Source organism: Virgibacillus salarius (assembly GCF_039521925.1).
In the GTDB taxonomy this organism is placed as follows: Bacteria; Bacillota; Bacilli; order Bacillales; family Amphibacillaceae; genus Virgibacillus; species Virgibacillus salarius.
This window is the reverse complement of sequence record NZ_BAAACY010000161.1, coordinates 20,532-38,035: the sequence shown is the minus strand read 5'-3', so window position 1 is coordinate 38,035 and position 17,504 is coordinate 20,532. Positions and strand designations below refer to the sequence as shown.

Here is a 17,504-nt window from a genome sequence, read left to right as displayed (position 1 = left end):
CAGTAAATGTCCGATTGGTTCGTCTAACCATCCGTGGGGATAAATAAACTTCCCCACGGATGGAAGTCTCGCTTTATCCCGCATATAACTGGCAGTAAGCCCCCTCAAGCAATGAGGAGAAACCAATATAGCTAAGTGTGGGTCAACTGCCAGTAAATGTCCGATTGGTTCGTCTAACCATCCGTGGGGATAAACAAACTTCCCCACGGATGGAAGTCTCACTTTATCCCGCATATAACTGGCAGTAAGCCCCCTCAAGCAATGAGGAGAAACCAATATAGCTAAGTGTGGGATTGACTGCCAGTAAATGTCCGATTGGTTCGGGCCTACATGGAAGTAGGTCACAAAGGCGTTGCCACAGGACGTGACGAATGTAGTCTTTGTACGTATATGTTTCAGTAAAAACCGGATGGAAGTTTCACTCTATTCCCCCTCTAACTAAATACTAATGTACTTGTCGACACATTTCTAAGAGGTAAAAAAAGGAGTTAATATCAATGAATGATAATGGCGTATTACTAAAAAAGTCTTTAGGTGAATTGATTGCTGAACAACTTCGCCAAGATATTTTAATACGGAAAATTGGATTTGGCGATCGGCTGATTGAGACGGATATTGCAGAGCGATTTGATGTCAGTCGAAGTACTGTGCGAGAGGCATTGAAGATTCTTGAACAGGAGGAGTTAGTGGTTAACAGAGCCCGTAAAGGCACATTTGTCTCTATGTTTACCAATCGTGATTTAGATGAGATGACTGAATTGCGTTTAATGATTGAAACAAACGCTTTTGTGAAAGCATTAAAACACTTGGAAAAAAAGCATTTTATACAATTGCTGTCCATTATTGAAGAAATGGAGTTGGAAGCACAAAAAGAAAATTGGGACCAGTTGTTTGGTCTAGATTTAAAATTTCATCAATATGTAATTAATAGGTGTGGTAATTCACGACTCATTAAAATATATGAATCGATAGCAGTTCAGATTCGGGTATACGTTGCTCATCTGGACAAATATTATTCAAGTCCAATCTCATATTATAAAGAACATAAGCAATTATATGAGGCATTGCTTACAAAGAACGCTAAATTAGTACAAAAACAAGTGGAACAGCATATTGCATATGTGGAAGATCAACTCTTAAGAAATAGTGACTAATAGTGAATTAAGGAAAGGGTGCGATATGAGAAAGGTTGACCTGTTGGATATTTGGAAAGCTCGCAAACGGATCGCTTCTATTGCTCAGCCTACCTCACTTGTCTATTCAAATGATTTATCGGACGTAACTGGAAAATCCGTGTATTTAAAGATGGAAAATTGGAATATAACGAATTCTTTTAAAATAAGAGGTGCAGCAAATAAGATCCTTAGTTTAACTCCAATGGAAAGAGCAAAGGGGATTACTACATTTTCCACTGGGAATTTTGGAGTTAGTGTTGGTTATGTTGCAAAACAGCTTGATATCGATGCTGTTATTTGTATTTCCAATAGAGTACCCAAAGCAAAAGTTGATGTATTAAGATCTACCGGTGCTCGTGTGGAAGTAATTGGTACATCACAGGATGACGCTGAAAAATATAGTTATCAATTGCAGCGAGAACATGGATTTACTGTTATCCATCCGTTTGATGATCCGTATGTGATAGCAGGCTATGGAACAATGGGGCTAGAATTGCTAGAAACTCTGCCTGAAGTAGATACGGTACTTGCTGGCTTATCAGGAGGTGGTATGCATTCTGGTCTTGGAGTAGCATTAAAGCAAACCAATCCGAAGCTATATCTTATTGGCGTTTCTACAGAAAGAGGAGCGGCTATGTATGAGAGTATGCAGGCGGGCAAGCCAATGGAAGTTACGGAAAATAATACGCTAGCAGATAGCCTTCTTGGTGGTATTGGTTTAAATAATCAATATACATTTTCCATGGTTCAACAATATGTAAATGACATTTTATTAGTAAACGAACAGCAAATTGCTAAAGGGATGGCTTTTATGCTCGATAAGCATCATCAAGTTATTGAAGGTGCTGCAGCGGCAAGTATTGGAGCTATACTAGAAAATAAAGCTACTCTCATTGGTTCCAACGTCGTACTTATCATTAGTGGAAATCGTGTAGATACATCGGTGGTGTTAGATCTGGCAAAGAGGTATTCTCAATAATCATTAGGAGGTCTGGCGATGAATAAAATGTTATACAATCAAACGATTATGGATAGAAGTAGACTTATTGATATAGAGGATCGAGGATATCAGTTTGGTGACGGAGTCTATGAAGTTATTGGTGTGTATGATGGGGATTTTTTTCTATTGGATGATCACTTAAGAAGATTAAAAAGAAGTGCTGAAGCAATTCAAATGATGTTACCTTGTCCTATCGACACGTTGAAGGACAACTTAAAACAACTTGTAACGATGAACCAATTAAAGGAAGGTGTTGTCTATTTACAAATATCAAGAGGAGTAGCTGAAAGATGGCATCAATATCCAAGTAACGTTTCTCCTGTATTAGTTGCTTATACAAAAGTGGAAGAAACAATGAAGGAAGAAGCGAAAAATGGAGCAAAGGCAATTATAACGGAGGATATACGTTGGTTACGTTGTGACATAAAGACATTAAACTTACTACCGAATGTTATGGCCAAACAAAAGGCAGTAGAGAATAATGCGGTAGAGGCTATTCTCCATCGAGAGGGTATTATTACAGAGGCAAGTGCTTCTAATGTGTTCATTGTAAAAGATAATTGTGTAATGACACACCCAGCGAATCATTTCATTTTAAACGGTATTACAAGAATGAAAATACTTGAATTATGCTATGAAACTGGCATTCCAGTTCGTGAGTGTGCCTTTACTATAGATGATTTACGGATGGCTGATGAAGTTTTTATTTCAGCAACCAAATTAGATATTGTACCAATTGTATTTGTAAATGATCATAAGATTGGAACAGGAGAGCCTGGTGAAATCACTCGGGAGATTATCAATTGTTTTGCTGCAGCTATTCAAGACTTAAGTGAACGGTAGCTTCATTGTAAATGGGGGGTAGAAAATGTTCCAATTTGTAAATACATTAGCTGCTAGTCATACAATCGCGGAAGTTAATCTTACTGCATTTCGTCATAATATAATAATGGTAAAGAAACAATTAAAAAATTGTATGATGATGGCTGTCGTGAAAACAAATGCCTATGGTCATGGGATTGTTCCCATCGCTCAGGAAGCAATCCAAGCTGGCGCAGATCGGATAGGAGTGACCAGTGTTGAAGAAGGGTCTCTACTCCGTCAATGTGGTATCCATGTCCCAATACATATTCTACCACCTATAACCTCCTCACAAGCAAAGGATGTTGTATATCATCATTTGACAGCAACGATCAGTTCAGTAGATATAGCAGAAACGATTAGTAAGATGGCTGTTAGACAGCAAAAACGCATGCCTGTTCATCTAAAACTAAATACAGGTCTGCAACGATTTGGGATCGAACCAAATGATGCACTCTCCTTTTGTAAGGCTTGTTATCATTTACCCGGGCTGTCCTGGGAAGGGATATTCACACATTTTTCTAGTGCGGATGAAGGGGACTGGGCGACAACAGAAAACCAATTTCATTTGTTTACGCAGACGACAAAGAAGCTCCATGAAGCTGGATATTCCTTTCCCGTACACCATGTAGGTGCTTCGACAATCGCGATTGAAAGAGAGGATATGCATCTTGATATGGTACGAACTGGGATTGCCCTTTATGGATATACTCCAGATCGTAGACAGGATAAGCTGATTTCGTTAAATAGAGTATTGTCTTTAAAATCAAAGCTAATTCATATAAGGTCCTTACCGCCTGGTTCTAGTGTAGGATATGGTGGAGAATATGTAACGAAAGCGAATGAGAAGATCGGCGTTCTTCCTATCGGTCATGGTGATGGCTTTAAAAGATTACTTTCTAATAATGGCCTGGTGTTGGTAAAAGGCCAATGTGTACCGATAATTGGTACAATATCCTTGGATCAAACATTTGTAAACCTGACCGCTATTCCTAATGTTCATGAAGGAGATGAAGTTGTTATTATCGGAAGCCAGCATGAGCAGATTATCTCAGCGAGAGACATTGCCGATTGGATACATAGTAATATAGATGAAGTACTTGCTAGCTTAATGAGTCGGATTAAAAGGGTGTATGTAAACGATGGATAGAAGTAAGCTGGAGCTTTTCTAAGATACATAGAAAAGATAGAAAAAGAGTATCTACTTTTTTCTCCATCTCCTATTTCATTCGCAACTAGTCTATTACTCGCTATTATCCTGCATATAATTGGCAGTAACCCCCGCGGATTGAATTTTCACCTTTGTAGGTATAAGTATTGTCATAAACGTTTATATTAGTAAGGAAAACTATTTAATTGTCTGCCTTTCACTAGTAGGGCTTTTTTAGTATAGTAATAGTAGGTTAATTAGAAATAGATGTTTATTTAATTAGGTTTATCCCACATATAACTGGCAGTAACACTCTCGCTTCAAATAAAGTGAAACCAATATTGGTAAGAGAGGATCGACTGTCAGTACATGTCTGATTGGTTCAAAGGCCCTTTAGGTCATCCCCTTGTGGTACTCTACCAATCAGCGGGGGATAAACCAAACTTCACGGATTGAAGTTTCACTTTGTAGTTAATCAACCTTAGGTGTAAATATTATAAATGTGCTTTAGCAAAATTTCACCCAATTCTTTTTAAGTCATGACAAAGGGACTAGCAAGATATGCATGATAGTAAAGAGATAAAGGGATGGATAGTAAAGGGAATTTGCATAAAATAGGTATAAATTGAACTGAAAGAATATTTAAATTACATGAAAACAACAGTTTGGCAGAGAGGGGTAAGGGTATGCAGGGTACGGCAGTATATAACGTAAAGATTGAAAAGGTATTAACTAATATAAATAAAGTAATGATTGGAAAAGAGGATGCGGCTGTTCTTAGTTTAGTAGCACTACTAGCTCAAGGGCATGTTCTCTTGGAGGATGTACCAGGTGTTGGGAAAACAATGCTCGTAAAGACAATAGCTAAATCATTAGATTGTGATTTTCGTAGAATTCAATTTACACCAGATTTGCTCCCTTCTGATGTCACAGGAGTTTCTATTTATAATCCGAAAACATTAGAGTTCGAATTTCGTGGCGGACCTATTTTGGGCAATATTATCTTAGCTGATGAAATTAATCGTACTTCCCCTAAGACACAATCTTCCCTCCTAGAATCAATGGAAGAAAAAAATGTTACCGTAGATGGAAAAACGATTGCTCTAGCTAGTCCATTCTTTGTAATGGCAACACAGAATCCAATTGAGTATGAAGGCACGTATCCACTTCCAGAAGCACAATTAGACCGATTTATTTTAAAATTAAAGATGGGTTATCCAACGTTTGGAGAGGAGCTTGAAATGCTAGAACGGAATGCTCGTGAACAACCCATTGAATCTATTGAAGCTGTACTTACTAGAGAAGAGTTAAAAGGGATACAAGAAGAAGTAACAAATGTTTATGTGGACAAAAATGTCCAGCACTATATTATCAATTTAATTTCTAGTACACGATCTAACCCGTCTATTTATTTAGGAGTTAGTCCAAGAGGATCCATCGCCCTAATGAAAGCAGCAAAAGCATATGCATACATTATGGAGCGTGATTACGTATTACCAGATGATGTTAAATTTCTTGCTCCATATGTTTTAGCACACCGAATTATATTAACCTCAGAGGCGAAATATGATGGCGTAACAGCTGATGATATCATTTCATCCATTGTTAAAAGTACTCATGTACCTATTCGGAAGGAATTTAGTTAATGAACGCTCATGTGCGAATGATACTAAATGGGCTGTTTGTTGTCTTTTTATTCCTATTATTATTCTCTTATGCAATGTTTCAGGGTGGATTCGTAAGTTGGTTCTTATTCTTTGGATTTATTCCGATTTTTTGTTATCAGATAGGGTTTCTATTACATCCCATAAAAAATTGGAAGGTGACAAGGAAGTTTTCTAGGTCGGTTGTTGGGGCAGGTGAGAGTGTGTCCGTGACCATAACGATTCGTAGGAAATTGGCTTTCCCTTTGTACTATTGCATATGTGAAGAAGTGATTCCAAGTTCGTTACGAAAATTGGATAACAAAAATGACAAGTATCGGTATATGGATAATCCTGATAAGCTAACTATTAGTCGTACTTTAAAAAAAGTCATTTTTCCTGCATTTAGACGGGAGTTTAGTTTTACTTATCAATTGGAACATGTCCCTAGAGGTGAGCATTATTTAAATGCTGTTCGCATACGTACTGGTGATTTTTTTGGTCTCGTAAAAAAGGAGCATGTGTTTCAACTTGCTGATGTATTAGTAGTGTACCCAAATGCTCGTCCAATGGTATTTAAAGAACAGATAATTAGCTTTGAGCAAGGCGCGACGACTTCTTCCGCGCTACAATTAAATAACACAAATGTGGCAACAGGAATACGAGAATACATGCCTGGAGATCGATTTTCGTGGATTGATTGGAAGCAGACAGCTAGGAAGAACACGGTTATGACAAAGGAATTTGAACAAGAGAAGAGTACGGATATCTTACTAGTATTAGATGGCTGCTCCGATGAGCATCTTAATGATGTTACGTTTGAGGGAATGGTAGAAGTCACCTTTTCTTTAATGGAACATGTGAAAAAGCAATCTACTCAAATAGGCTTGTTAACAGTAGGAGCTAGTACAGTATATTTTCCGATACATCATGACCCATTAAAATCAGATATGGTAAGACAGCATCTTACTAGAATGAAGCCTGGTGGCAATCAATCCTTTTCGCTACAGATGCAGCGTGAACGAATGAAGATAGCTAGTGGGAGCGTTATTTTAATTATTACTAGCCATATTGATAATAACTTTAATGAAATGGCTAAAAAAGTAAACCAGCGTTCAAAGCGAGTCATTGTTTTGCTCATTCAATCGCCGAAAGAAATGTCTCTTAATCAGCATTATATTCATCAACTACAGTTTGAAGGTATTCGTATTCATGTATTGTCACAACAACAGTTGATGAAAAATCCAATAGAGGTGAAAGGAAAATGATGAATCAGGAACAACGTAATTCGATATTTTACACCTCTATTTTGTATATTTGTGGCTTCATGCTATTTCTAGAATGGTTATACCCTTTGCAGGAAATAACAGATACAAATAATATCATGATATTTATACTTTATGGTATCTTTTGTTTTAGTCTTTCCTTATTTCAAATAAAATGGTGGATTTCATTTATATTGAAGGGTACTGCTTTATTTATTATTATTGACAGCTTGTTTCTAGATCCGACTTTTTTAAGCCCGATGTGGTTTGAACAGTTATTTCTTGATATCTCATATAATGTACAAGCGTTATTTGCGCAAACCTGGTACGATTTGACGCCACTTTTTAGAAGTGTTCTTTTTCTTCTATTAATTTGGCTAATGAGCTACCTGCTACATTACTGGTTTGTAGTGATGAAACGAATACTGCTATTTGTTTTACTAACATTTATTTACTTAACGATATTAGACACCTTCACGGCCTATAATGGCGGATTTGCTATATTTAGAACCTTCATTGTTGCCTTTATTGCGTTAGGTATTGCTAATTTTATGAAGGAGTTGGATCGAGAATCCATTCCATTTACTTGGGTGAAGAAATCGCCTGTTTGGATATTGCCATTAATCTTAACCGTATTATTTTCTTCTGTTGTAGGATTCGCTGCTCCAAAGTTTGATCCACAATGGCCGGACCCTGTACCATTTATTACAAGCACTGCAGAGAATGCTGGTAGCTCTGGAAATAATTCGCTCATCCAAAAAGTTGGTTATGGCGAAGATGATTCACGTTTGGGTGGATCATTTGTCCAGGATTATACACCGGTTTTTCAAGCAACGGCAGAGCAAAATCATTACTGGCGAATCGAGACAAAGGATGTGTATACGGGAAAAGGGTGGGAGTTTTCTGGTAGTCCACACTATATACCATTTGAAAAGTTACCACCAATGTACGATGATTCGGTAGATTCTCAGAAGTTGCAGGCAACTGTCAAGTTTCTTGGTAATCATTCGTTTGATAAATTATTACAGCCATATGGTTTTAAAGAACTCGATCCAAAAATTGCAGAGGCTTTTGTGGACGCACGTTCCGAAGCCATTCAGCTACGTAATGATGATTATGAGCTGATGGATAACATGGAAACCTATACGATTAATTATGATTATCCAACATTTGATATTACCGCATTACGAGAAGCTTCCGGTCAAGCTGACCCTTATGATTCATATTTACAGCTCCCTGATAGCCTTCCGGAACGGGTTGGCGAACTAGCACAAGAAATTACTGCAGATAAAGAGAATCGTTATGATAAGGCAAAGGCAATTGAACAGTATTTCTCCAGTAATGGATTTACCTATCAAACGACAGAAGTTCCTGTTCCGGAGAAACACCAAGATTATGTTGATCAATTTTTATTTGAATCGCAAGCAGGCTATTGCGATAATTTTTCTACATCGATGGTAGTGCTTCTGCGAACGCTTGATATCCCAGCGAGGTGGGCAAAGGGCTTTACTGGCGGAGAATTAATTGATAAACAGTCAGGAAATAATTTATACGAAGTGACGAATGCAAATGCACATTCATGGGTAGAGGTGTATTTCCCAGAAATAGGTTGGGTGCCTTTTGAGCCGACCCAAGGATTTTCTAACCTAGCGGATTTTCAAACGTCTATTGATAATACTGGTATGCAAACAGATGATGAACAGGAACAGCAGCAACAAGAGAAGCAGGAGCTGCCTGAACAAGAAGAGCAAGCAAAGGAGCAGCCAGAGGTAGAACCTGCAGGAGCTTCACCAGAAGAAATTAAGGTTTCGATGAGGTGGGAATATATTATTATTCCAATTATTTTGGTTGTGATTATGGTGTATATTGGATATCGTACTAGATACCATTGGCAAACTTGGTTCTTAAAGCGAAAAGTATCAAGTAATTGGAATGCAAGGAACTATCAAATTGCCTATCATTATTTATTAAAATTATTAGCACATAATGGAAATGGCAAACTTCCAGATGAAACCTTACGAGAATATGCAATGAAAATCGATCGTAAATATGAAACAAATGAAATGCGTAAGCTGACCTATCATTATGAAGAATTGCTCTATCGAGAACAAAACGAGCAAGCTCCTAAACAAGAACTTGCGCAATTATGGAAAAATTTAATCAAACGGATATTGGCTTGACCTCCGTCATGATGGTTAGTAGAATAGGAACATAATTATAGTAATATCAATATCGCCGTTCGTATATCCTCGATAATATGGTTCGAAAGTTTCTACCGGAGCGCCGTAAATGCTCTGACTATGAAGGCAGAAGATCGGAATAATGTATATTTCTGGATTTCTGTCTTTTTGCAGATAAGGGATAGTAGTTATTAAAAGCTATCCTTTTCCGCTATTTGTAGCTGTGCGCCTCTACGTAGTATCGAATCGGATACAGCGTACAAAGCTAGCTACTGGTAGTTTTTATTTGCATGGGGTAGGAATCCAGTTTTCATTATATGGTAAAAATGTATATTTTTGCACATGGGTGTAGGCAAAGTTATAGAATAGCCTTAAAAGCTTCTTTCACTTTTTTATATTCATGTATTCCATCATAAAATCAGGAGACAACTAGTAGGCGAGCGGAGAAAAAATATAGATAGGAGCTATGCACATGGACAACAGCGAAATGATTTTAGTATTGGATTTTGGCAGTCAATATAATCAGCTCATTACTAGACGAATTAGAGAGTTAGGCGTATATAGTGAATTACATTCACATAAGCTTACAGCGGCAGAAATCAAGGAAATGAACCCGAAAGGAATTATTCTTTCTGGGGGACCGCATAGTGTGTATGATGAAAACAGTTTCCGATGTGATCCGGAATTATTTGAATTAGATATTCCTATCTTAGGAATTTGCTATGGAATGCAGCTAATGGCTCTACACTTTGGTGGTCAAGTGGAAAAGGCAGTTAATCGTGAGTATGGAAAAGCACTTATCGACTTAAATGGCGACCCTATTCTATTTAAAGATTCACCAAAGCAACAAACAGTTTGGATGAGTCATGGAGATAAAGTCAAGCAAGTGCCTGAGCAATTCACTGTTGATGCAACGAGTTCTTCTACACCAATTGCAGCAATGAGTCATCCAGAGAAGGCATTATACGGTGTTCAGTATCATCCGGAGGTACGCCATTCTGAATACGGCAATCATTTACTAAAGCAATTTGTTTTTGATGTGTGTCAAAGTACAGGCAACTGGACAATTGAAAACTTTATTGAAATGGAAGTAGAAAAAATCCAAGAAATAGTTGGAGATCGCAATGTCTTATGTGCGTTAAGTGGTGGGGTTGATTCATCAGTCGTAGCTGCTTTAATTCACAAAGCAATTGGTGACCAGCTGACGTGTATTTTTGTAGATCATGGTCTACTTCGAAAAAATGAAGCAAATGATGTGATGAAAGTATTTGCTGATGATTTTCATATGAATATTATTAAAGTGGATGCGAAAGATCGATTCCTATCGAAGCTTGAGGGTGTAGATGATCCTGAAAAGAAACGTAAAATTATTGGTAATGAATTCATCTATGTATTTGATGATGAAGCCGCCAAGTTAAAGGATATGGACTTCCTCGCTCAAGGTACGCTTTATACAGATATTATTGAAAGTGGTACGGAAACCGCACAAACGATTAAATCACACCATAATGTTGGTGGATTACCAGAAAATATGCAATTCGAACTAATTGAGCCATTAAATACATTATTTAAAGACGAAGTTAGAGAACTAGGCTCTCAACTGGGAATTCCTGATCGTATTATTTGGCGTCAGCCGTTCCCAGGACCTGGATTAGCTATCCGTGTTTTAGGAGCAATTACAGAAGAAAAGCTAGAGATTGTCCGTGAATCAGATGCCATTCTACGAGAAGAAATTGCTAAAGCTGGATTAGATCGTGATATTTGGCAATATTTCACTGTCCTTCCTAACATCCGTAGTGTAGGTGTTATGGGTGACGCAAGAACGTATGATTACACTATTGGTATTCGTGCTGTAACCTCAATAGATGGTATGACATCTGATTGGGCACGTATTCCTTGGGACGTTCTAGAAAAAGTTTCAACAAGACTGGTTAATGATGTACAGCACATTAATCGCGTTGTGTATGATATTACTTCTAAGCCACCAGCTACGATAGAGTGGGAGTAGTAGAAGGAGAGCTGAAACCCCTTTGTTTGTAAGGGTTTCGGCTCTTTACTCTATTTTCATTGCATTGTTATTGCATTATTTGTTTTTAATCCTTTACGCAGGTAACGAGCAGTGAATTGATTCTTGGGTGAAGTATCTTCATTTTCTGTTGCTGTTTGGTACGACATAATACCTTCTAATTTATGGGCTACTTCAAAGTTACTGTTAGGATACAAATGTCCGTAGGTGCCAAGTGTCGTTTCAATATCTTCATGCCCTAGGCGGTCTTTAATGATTAATGGGTTTTCGCCCATACTAATAAGCAAAGAAGCGTGAGAATGTCTTAAAGCATGTAATCTAATTCGATGAACCCCAGCTTTTTTTGAAAAACGTGTAATGGCATTCGCTAACGTATGCTTTTGTGTGGGGATACCATTATAGCTCATTACAAAATTGGTTTGAACGACAGATTGCTGCACGTCCTTCCATTCGCGGAGTAACGTTAATGTATCTCCATCTAATGCAATATGACGAACACTAGCCTTTGTTTTTGGTTCTACAAAAGAATAATTATCCAAATTCTTATAGTAAAGTGTTTTATCGATATATAACAGACCTTTGTTAAAGTCAATATCTTCCCATTGAATCGCAGTGGCTTCTCCAATCCGCATACCTGTCATAAATAAAAACCATAACGAGATAAATAAAAAATGTTGATAGTAGTCTTCCTTATAAAAGAGAGAGATGACTTTTTCAAATTCCTCTTTTGTCCAAAAGTCTATTTTTGTCTTTGTTTTCTTCACATTACCTACAATTTTTGATGGATTATTTTCAGCTAATCCTAAAACAACAGCTCGATCCATTGCCATAGAAAACAACCCTTGAACATTTCTAATATAAGAAGAACGATACTTCTTTTTAGATAACGCTAATTGCCATTTTTGAACATGAATTGGGGTAATTTCTGTTGTGATTAAGTTATTAAAAAAAGTGAAATGTTTTCTTACAGTTGGTAATCGATTATCGTACGTTCTTCCTTTTACTTGTGTTTTATACCAAGGTAAGAAAATATCTTCAATAAAATGTTGGAATAAAACGTCATCTTGCTTTTCTTCTAATGCGTCTGACTTTGTAAGAAGTAACCTCGAATATTCTTCCCTTGCTTCTTTTTTAGTCTTAAAACCACTGCGATACTTCTGAATTTGCTTGCCAGTGATGGGGTGATATCCTAAATTTGCCCTAAAATAATAAGTTCCGTTCTTTGCCTTTTTGACGATATCTTTAGTCATGATTTCACTCCTTACGCAATTAGTGCAAGAAGTACAAATCACACATCTAAAGTTATCCCTAATACTTCCTCTACAGCTTCTTTAGGAACACGATCTAACTTTTTAGATTGATAATACGTATGCCCTTTTGAAATCATTAGTTTTTTACACTCTATAATGATATCAGCTGAAAAAGAGGGACCATAACCTAGTGCTATCAAGTCTTTTTTAGTGACTGTGACCATATGAACTCCTTTCCATAGACTAGGATATGCTATTTGATATCTGTCTATTATTATATCGCGTCTATAAAACTAATTCTAATACGTTGCGTGAATTTGGCTCTTGCACTAAAATAAAAAGGATTCAATGTCATAACTTGGTAGTTACTTTAACCTATCTTGCTAAATTGAATATCAAAAATCAGACGGCTGCCGGTGCAGCTCCACGGGAATTTCACCCCTGCAAGTATTTCTTCCAGCCCTACTCATAGCTTGCGACGCTTTGAACGCTCGAACCATGACGATAGAGGAGTATCATTATCCTAACTGATGGGTTATCGCCAGCAATCCACCACGATTGCATTAGATTCATAGATTATCGCTCGTTTCTAACGAAAGTCATGGCGTATGAATCAAGTGGCTCGTCATCAGTAAAATGTATCTGATTTTTTAGTTTATACTGCACAGCGTTATCTTCCGTGCTTTCTTTGTCAAAGAACAAATATATGATTAATGAAAGGGAAAACCTAACCATTCTGTATTCAAATTTTGAAAGCTAAAACAGATTGCATAAGCTTCGCTCGTAAGCGTTCGCGTGTATCTTCATCGATGCCCCAATAAGTGTTTCCTTGTTCATCACGGAGCTTACGCATGGATAGGCTTGTCATATAGCTTCCATAATGTAGAACAACTACTTTCATTGCTTCTGGCTCACCCTTATTTGCAGCTAAAATAATTGGGTACGGCAATAAACCACGCTCGTTGTTTCCAACATTAGAATTAATCACTCCATTCATCTGCATGTTCCTCCAAAAATCGTCTTAACCTTTTGAAAGAGCTTGTCCTCCTATACTGAACGGTACTACGTGGAATATCGAGTAGTTCAGCTATTTCTACATCTGATTTGTCAAAAAAGTAGTATAAAAGGACAGTCTTACGCTTTTCTTTTGGCAAAGTACGCAACGCTTCAGCGAGTAATTTCGGAGTTATTTTCTTTCCAGCCACTTGAAAACTTTGTCCTTCTTCTCCTTCATATTGCTTATCTAAGGTATAGAGTTGATTTTCTTCTTGTGGTGTGAGATCAGAAAATGTCATCTCCTTTGCTTGTCGTTGTTGTCTTTCGTTGAAAATATTAATTGCTTCATTCTTCAATACACGTTTACAAAAAGCATTAAATGCACAGCGAACTTGCCACTCGGTACGATCTGGTTCTATCATGCATTTCCTCTCCCTTCGCAACTGCAAAGGTGGGTGATGATTTCCCCTTTCATAACCTTCAACAAGATTTTTTATGAAATGCCAAAAATAAAAGCAATATTTTTAAAAAATATTCATTAAATACAAAAAAGCCCAACTGAACATAAGCCAGGTGGGAGTAAAAATTTATACATATTATTAAATGGAAAATTCTATTTGAAAAAGTTGAAAGCCTTAGTTCAAGAAGAAAACAAAATACGACAAAACAAAAAGTAAAAGTAGTATATGAGCTAAGTCACGATTATCCTGTGAAGGCATTACTCAAAATTGCCGGTATTCCACGTAACACTTATTATTATAAAATTAATACTTTTAAGCACTCAGATAAAAATCCAAAGTAGAAAAGGCTCATTAGTTCTATTTTTGAGAAGCATAAGGGCAGATATGGTTATCGTCGTATCCTCTTTTTTCTTTAAAACTCACCATCCCTAAAGAATCTTTGACACAAAGGGAATCTGCCTAATTATATAACCTAACAAGAAGCAAAGTGGTATCGTGATCAGAATCATAGCTAGAAACATGAAGGATGGTGGAAAGTGGATGACCTTCAATCCAGCAATAACAATAGCGATAATCGGTATATGAATGATGTAAATCACGAAGGAATGGGTTGACAAGAAGCTCCAACCTTTTCCTTGATGAAAAACTCTTTTGCGAAAGAATATGATTAATCCGAGAATGATGCCAACACAAAATAGAGCTTCCCAAAGAGAATAAACCAAAGATGTCCAGTTCCAGCCGCCAGAAAACTGTAATCCGTCTACCCCAAATATCAAGACTAAGGGAAGGAGAAGAATCGATGCTCCAATTGCAATTCCAAAACCCGCTCTACCCATAGAATCAGGAGTATTTCGAAACCAATTGCGTTGGTAAGCGATGATGCCCAAAATGAATAGCCCGACATATTGTGGGAGATCATAGCCGCTTGCTGTAAAAAGTCCAACAAATGATTGAACCCCGGGAGATCCACCGGGTAAATCAAGAGCAGGGACCCACAGTCTTATGATGAAGTATCCTACTGCTAATATCATGACAAAGACTGTAAACATCCTGTAGGTGGGTGGCGTACTCTGACGAACTACTGATAGCTTATTTTTACTCATAAATTTCGCCCAAACTGCGTATAAACAAACGAATACGAAAAGTAGCTCGACGTACCACATCGGGCCATAGGTTAAATGTGAAAAATAGGTTTGCCATGTAAATGGCTCCTGGTTAAGCATATAGACTTCAATTGATTGAACTTGACTAAGAATGAGAACGTAGAAGATAAACGGGACTAGGAACCGGATGAATCTATCTTTGATAAATCGGGTTGCTCCATTACGTTCAAAAGATGAAGGAACAAAATATCCAGAAATAAGAAAAAACGTCCCCATGAAAAAAGTCTGATTAAAAGCAAGGAATAGAAGACCCATAACAACCCCAATAGACCCTTGTGATAATACCTCGTTATAGATGGAAAAATACACTAAATGATGTAGCACTACTAACATTGTAAGAGCTGCCCTTAGGTTATCAATAAAGTATAACCGACCTTCCTTTTGGAGAGACGAGCTCCCTATATGTCTTGAATTCATAATAATTCTTATGTTCCCCTCTATTAATATTTAAAAATATATCTCAACGGAGCATCCGCCAAGCTGGACGGCTATGTATAAGCCGTCCTATTTGCTCTATATTTTAATTTTCACTTTTAGTTGATCCGCCTATTTTCCAAGAGGCTAAACCTATGATCCCGCCAACTACAATAAATATAATGTCCATAACAATTTCAAATCCCTGAAACGCATCAATATAATTTACCAAAAACCAACTTTTTCCCCCATTAGTCAAATGATTGATTAATCCGCCTACTCCCTGTATAACGAAAAGTAGACCAAGTCCACTGATAATTTCTTTCATGATGAACACCTCATTAATAATTTTTTTAATTTAATATGCCTCTAAGACCGATGTTGAAAAAAACCGCACCTACTACTCCTATCGCTACCAAGAGTGAGGAAATCGGTGCTTCATTTAATTTTGATCTAATTTTATTTAGAAATTGTTGCAGTCTCTCTTTAAACATAATATTAACCCCTAACAAAAGAAGAGAAGGAAGCACCATTACAAGATTGTAGCCAATTATAATAAAGATAGAAGAGGACGGCTCAATTGTTAGGTGATTCATTAACAAAATTGAATAAAAGTAAGGCAACGCAGTTACAAATTCAATTAGAAAAACAATGATACCTAATATGATCATCCCTTTCATCGTTGTTTTTTGGGGTATAAATGAAATTAAACGTTTTTTTGTAGTATCATTTGGTTTACTGAAGCTAATTAGAACAATAGCTGCTCCAAAAAGGATATAAAACCAATTGATAAAGTCAAATTCAGATAATTTTCCAATTCCTTTCAATAGTGAATCTCCACCAAAGTATAGTAATAAGCCCATGATGAAGTAGCCAAACTGCGTAATAAACAAAAAAACAAGCAAGCGAGAAGATAATTGATTAGGCTGTGTCAATAATAAATAGGCTGTTACAGCAAGTACACCAGGACTTAATATATCAACTAATGCGCAAATAGAAATAATTAGCAAAGCTATTGATGTGTCTATTGATGAAGAAGGCATTAATGCTTCAATACTTTCGATCAAATATAGAGTCCCTCCTTTTTATATGTTATAATTTAAATAACACGGTGTGTTGAAAACATAATAACACACTGTGCTAAAAAAGGGAAGTGATTTTTTATGCCGAGGATTGTTAATCATGAAAAAAAGAGGAAGTCAATTGCTGAGGCCGCTTGGAGTATTATTAAGGAAGAGGGAATCGAAAAGGCATCTATAAGAAGAGTTGCTATTGAAGCAGGCATGTCTGCTGGAGCGTTAAGACATTATTTTTCAACTAAGGATGAAATGTTATTATTTATCATGGATTATTACCTGGAAGAAGGGAAAAAACGTTCTCAAAGTAAAAGTTGGTCAGACAATCCATTGCAGGCAGTCGCAGAAGTTTTATTAGAGCTTGTACCAATTGATGAAGAAAAGAAAATCGAAACGAGCGTTTGGTGGATCCTTGCACTTCAGTCACTTACAAGTGATACATTAAAAGAAAAAAAAGATGAAATGACTAACGGTATGTATGAATTAGCAAATTCAATGATCGAGATATTAGTCCTACAAGGGATTTTATCTGATTCAACTAATGTAAAATTAGAAAAAAGTAGGCTAGCGGCATTAATTGATGGATTGTCCATTCATGCTCTGTTAAGACCTGATGTCTACTCTCCAGAAAAGGTGAAGGAAGTAATCCGTTATCATTTAGAAACACTCTGCGATGAAAGTAAATTGAGTTAATTGATCATGTATCTGAAGTTATAGTCCATTTGTGTTATAACGAGATGCACTTCAAAGGGGCATTTTGTTGAACAGTTGCATGAAGTAGGCTTTAGTATATTACAGCTTTTCCTTCCATTACAGGCATAGCCGTCATATTTTTAGTAAAAAT

Annotated in this window: 17 protein-coding genes and 1 riboswitch; of the genes, 9 read left to right on the top strand and 8 right to left on the bottom strand. The window is 36.9% G+C overall.

What is annotated here, in order from left to right; genetic code table 11:
* On the bottom strand, window positions 1-207 hold a 207-nt coding region (locus ABDZ84_RS19440; protein WP_343782688.1), incomplete at its 3' end, for a hypothetical protein.
* Window positions 208-497: 290 nt separating this feature from the next.
* Between ABDZ84_RS19440 and ABDZ84_RS19435 the strand changes: the two genes are divergently transcribed.
* The 8 genes from ABDZ84_RS19435 (at window position 498) to guaA (ending at window position 11,282) form a co-directional block, all read left to right on the top strand.
* Window positions 498-1,154 carry a GntR family transcriptional regulator gene (locus tag ABDZ84_RS19435; protein ID WP_026679855.1) on the top strand — a complete coding sequence of 219 codons (657 nt, stop codon included), beginning with the start codon at window positions 498-500 and terminating at the stop codon, window positions 1,152-1,154.
* 25 nt (window positions 1,155-1,179) lie between these two features.
* Entirely contained in the window at window positions 1,180-2,154 is a 975-nt protein-coding gene (locus ABDZ84_RS19430; protein ID WP_034678392.1) for a pyridoxal-phosphate dependent enzyme, read from the top strand.
* Window positions 2,155-2,172: 18 nt separating this feature from the next.
* The gene (gene dat / locus ABDZ84_RS19425; protein ID WP_026679857.1) at window positions 2,173-3,018 is read left to right on the top strand and encodes a D-amino-acid transaminase; all 846 of its coding nucleotides are present in this window, start codon (window positions 2,173-2,175) and stop codon (window positions 3,016-3,018) included.
* A gap of 25 nt (window positions 3,019-3,043) precedes the next feature.
* Window positions 3,044-4,186: an alanine racemase gene (alr, locus tag ABDZ84_RS19420; protein ID WP_026679858.1), complete on the top strand. Its 1,143-nt coding sequence runs from the start codon at window positions 3,044-3,046 to the stop codon at window positions 4,184-4,186.
* A gap of 686 nt (window positions 4,187-4,872) precedes the next feature.
* Entirely contained in the window at window positions 4,873-5,832 is a 960-nt protein-coding gene (locus ABDZ84_RS19415; RefSeq protein ID WP_026679859.1) for an AAA family ATPase, read from the top strand.
* On the top strand, window positions 5,832-7,097 hold the full coding sequence (locus ABDZ84_RS19410; RefSeq protein ID WP_026679860.1) for a DUF58 domain-containing protein: 1,266 nt from the start codon (window positions 5,832-5,834) through the stop codon (window positions 7,095-7,097). Before ABDZ84_RS19415 ends, ABDZ84_RS19410 begins: the two co-directional genes overlap by 1 nt.
* The gene (locus ABDZ84_RS19405; protein WP_343782682.1) at window positions 7,094-9,274 is read left to right on the top strand and encodes a transglutaminase TgpA family protein; all 2,181 of its coding nucleotides are present in this window, start codon (window positions 7,094-7,096) and stop codon (window positions 9,272-9,274) included. The genes ABDZ84_RS19410 and ABDZ84_RS19405 overlap by 4 nt, the downstream gene beginning before the upstream one ends.
* Window positions 9,275-9,313: 39 nt before the next feature.
* A riboswitch (purine riboswitch) is annotated at window positions 9,314-9,415 on the top strand.
* A gap of 331 nt (window positions 9,416-9,746) precedes the next feature.
* The gene (gene guaA / locus ABDZ84_RS19400) at window positions 9,747-11,282 is read left to right on the top strand and encodes a glutamine-hydrolyzing GMP synthase (protein WP_034678394.1); all 1,536 of its coding nucleotides are present in this window, start codon (window positions 9,747-9,749) and stop codon (window positions 11,280-11,282) included.
* A gap of 56 nt (window positions 11,283-11,338) precedes the next feature.
* On the opposite strand, the gene ABDZ84_RS19395 is transcribed toward guaA, so the two are convergent.
* From ABDZ84_RS19395 to ABDZ84_RS19365, 7 genes are all read right to left on the bottom strand, one after another.
* Window positions 11,339-12,550, bottom strand: a complete 1,212-nt coding sequence (locus ABDZ84_RS19395) for a tyrosine-type recombinase/integrase (protein WP_221835858.1) — start codon at window positions 12,548-12,550, stop codon at window positions 11,339-11,341.
* Window positions 12,551-12,588: 38 nt separating this feature from the next.
* Entirely contained in the window at window positions 12,589-12,774 is a 186-nt protein-coding gene (locus ABDZ84_RS19390) for a DUF3173 domain-containing protein (RefSeq protein WP_343782679.1), read from the bottom strand.
* A 518-nt stretch (window positions 12,775-13,292) separates the two neighbouring features.
* Window positions 13,293-13,547, bottom strand: a complete 255-nt coding sequence (locus tag ABDZ84_RS19385; protein ID WP_077735386.1) for a helix-turn-helix domain-containing protein — start codon at window positions 13,545-13,547, stop codon at window positions 13,293-13,295.
* A complete protein-coding gene (locus tag ABDZ84_RS19380; RefSeq protein WP_077735385.1) occupies window positions 13,531-13,968 on the bottom strand; it encodes an RNA polymerase sigma factor in 438 nt (145 codons plus the stop codon). The genes ABDZ84_RS19385 and ABDZ84_RS19380 overlap by 17 nt, the downstream gene beginning before the upstream one ends.
* A gap of 467 nt (window positions 13,969-14,435) precedes the next feature.
* Complete coding sequence (locus ABDZ84_RS19375) at window positions 14,436-15,587, bottom strand: acyltransferase family protein (RefSeq protein ID WP_221835861.1); 1,152 nt, start codon at window positions 15,585-15,587, stop codon at window positions 14,436-14,438.
* A gap of 103 nt (window positions 15,588-15,690) precedes the next feature.
* Complete coding sequence (locus tag ABDZ84_RS19370; protein WP_018705612.1) at window positions 15,691-15,912, bottom strand: hypothetical protein; 222 nt, start codon at window positions 15,910-15,912, stop codon at window positions 15,691-15,693.
* Between the two features lie 25 nt (window positions 15,913-15,937).
* Entirely contained in the window at window positions 15,938-16,651 is a 714-nt protein-coding gene (locus tag ABDZ84_RS19365; RefSeq protein ID WP_221835863.1) for a GAP family protein, read from the bottom strand.
* 96 nt (window positions 16,652-16,747) lie between these two features.
* Here ABDZ84_RS19365 and ABDZ84_RS19360 point away from each other — a divergent pair, with 96 nt between their 5' ends.
* Window positions 16,748-17,353 (top strand): TetR/AcrR family transcriptional regulator, encoded by a 606-nt coding sequence (locus ABDZ84_RS19360; RefSeq protein ID WP_221835865.1) that lies wholly within the window; start codon window positions 16,748-16,750, stop codon window positions 17,351-17,353.
* Window positions 17,354-17,504: the final 151 nt, after the last annotated feature.

Bases quoted from the DNA above. Each gene is read 5' to 3' on its own strand.
- ABDZ84_RS19435 (WP_026679855.1), top strand. From the start codon at position 498: ATGAATGATAATGGCGTATTACTAAAAAAGTCTTTAGGTGAATTGATT.
- ABDZ84_RS19430 (WP_034678392.1), top strand. From the start codon at position 1,180: ATGAGAAAGGTTGACCTGTTGGATATTTGGAAAGCTCGCAAACGGATC.
- dat (WP_026679857.1), top strand. From the start codon at position 2,173: ATGAATAAAATGTTATACAATCAAACGATTATGGATAGAAGTAGACTT.
- alr (WP_026679858.1), top strand. From the start codon at position 3,044: ATGTTCCAATTTGTAAATACATTAGCTGCTAGTCATACAATCGCGGAA.
- ABDZ84_RS19415 (WP_026679859.1), top strand. From the start codon at position 4,873: ATGCAGGGTACGGCAGTATATAACGTAAAGATTGAAAAGGTATTAACT.
- ABDZ84_RS19410 (WP_026679860.1), top strand. From the start codon at position 5,832: ATGAACGCTCATGTGCGAATGATACTAAATGGGCTGTTTGTTGTCTTT.
- ABDZ84_RS19405 (WP_343782682.1), top strand. From the start codon at position 7,094: ATGATGAATCAGGAACAACGTAATTCGATATTTTACACCTCTATTTTG.
- guaA (WP_034678394.1), top strand. From the start codon at position 9,747: ATGGACAACAGCGAAATGATTTTAGTATTGGATTTTGGCAGTCAATAT.
- ABDZ84_RS19395 (WP_221835858.1), bottom strand. From the start codon at position 12,550: ATGACTAAAGATATCGTCAAAAAGGCAAAGAACGGAACTTATTATTTT.
- ABDZ84_RS19390 (WP_343782679.1), bottom strand. From the start codon at position 12,774: ATGGTCACAGTCACTAAAAAAGACTTGATAGCACTAGGTTATGGTCCC.
- ABDZ84_RS19385 (WP_077735386.1), bottom strand. From the start codon at position 13,547: ATGAATGGAGTGATTAATTCTAATGTTGGAAACAACGAGCGTGGTTTA.
- ABDZ84_RS19380 (WP_077735385.1), bottom strand. From the start codon at position 13,968: ATGATAGAACCAGATCGTACCGAGTGGCAAGTTCGCTGTGCATTTAAT.
- ABDZ84_RS19375 (WP_221835861.1), bottom strand. From the start codon at position 15,587: ATGAATTCAAGACATATAGGGAGCTCGTCTCTCCAAAAGGAAGGTCGG.
- ABDZ84_RS19370 (WP_018705612.1), bottom strand. From the start codon at position 15,912: ATGAAAGAAATTATCAGTGGACTTGGTCTACTTTTCGTTATACAGGGA.
- ABDZ84_RS19360 (WP_221835865.1), top strand. From the start codon at position 16,748: ATGCCGAGGATTGTTAATCATGAAAAAAAGAGGAAGTCAATTGCTGAG.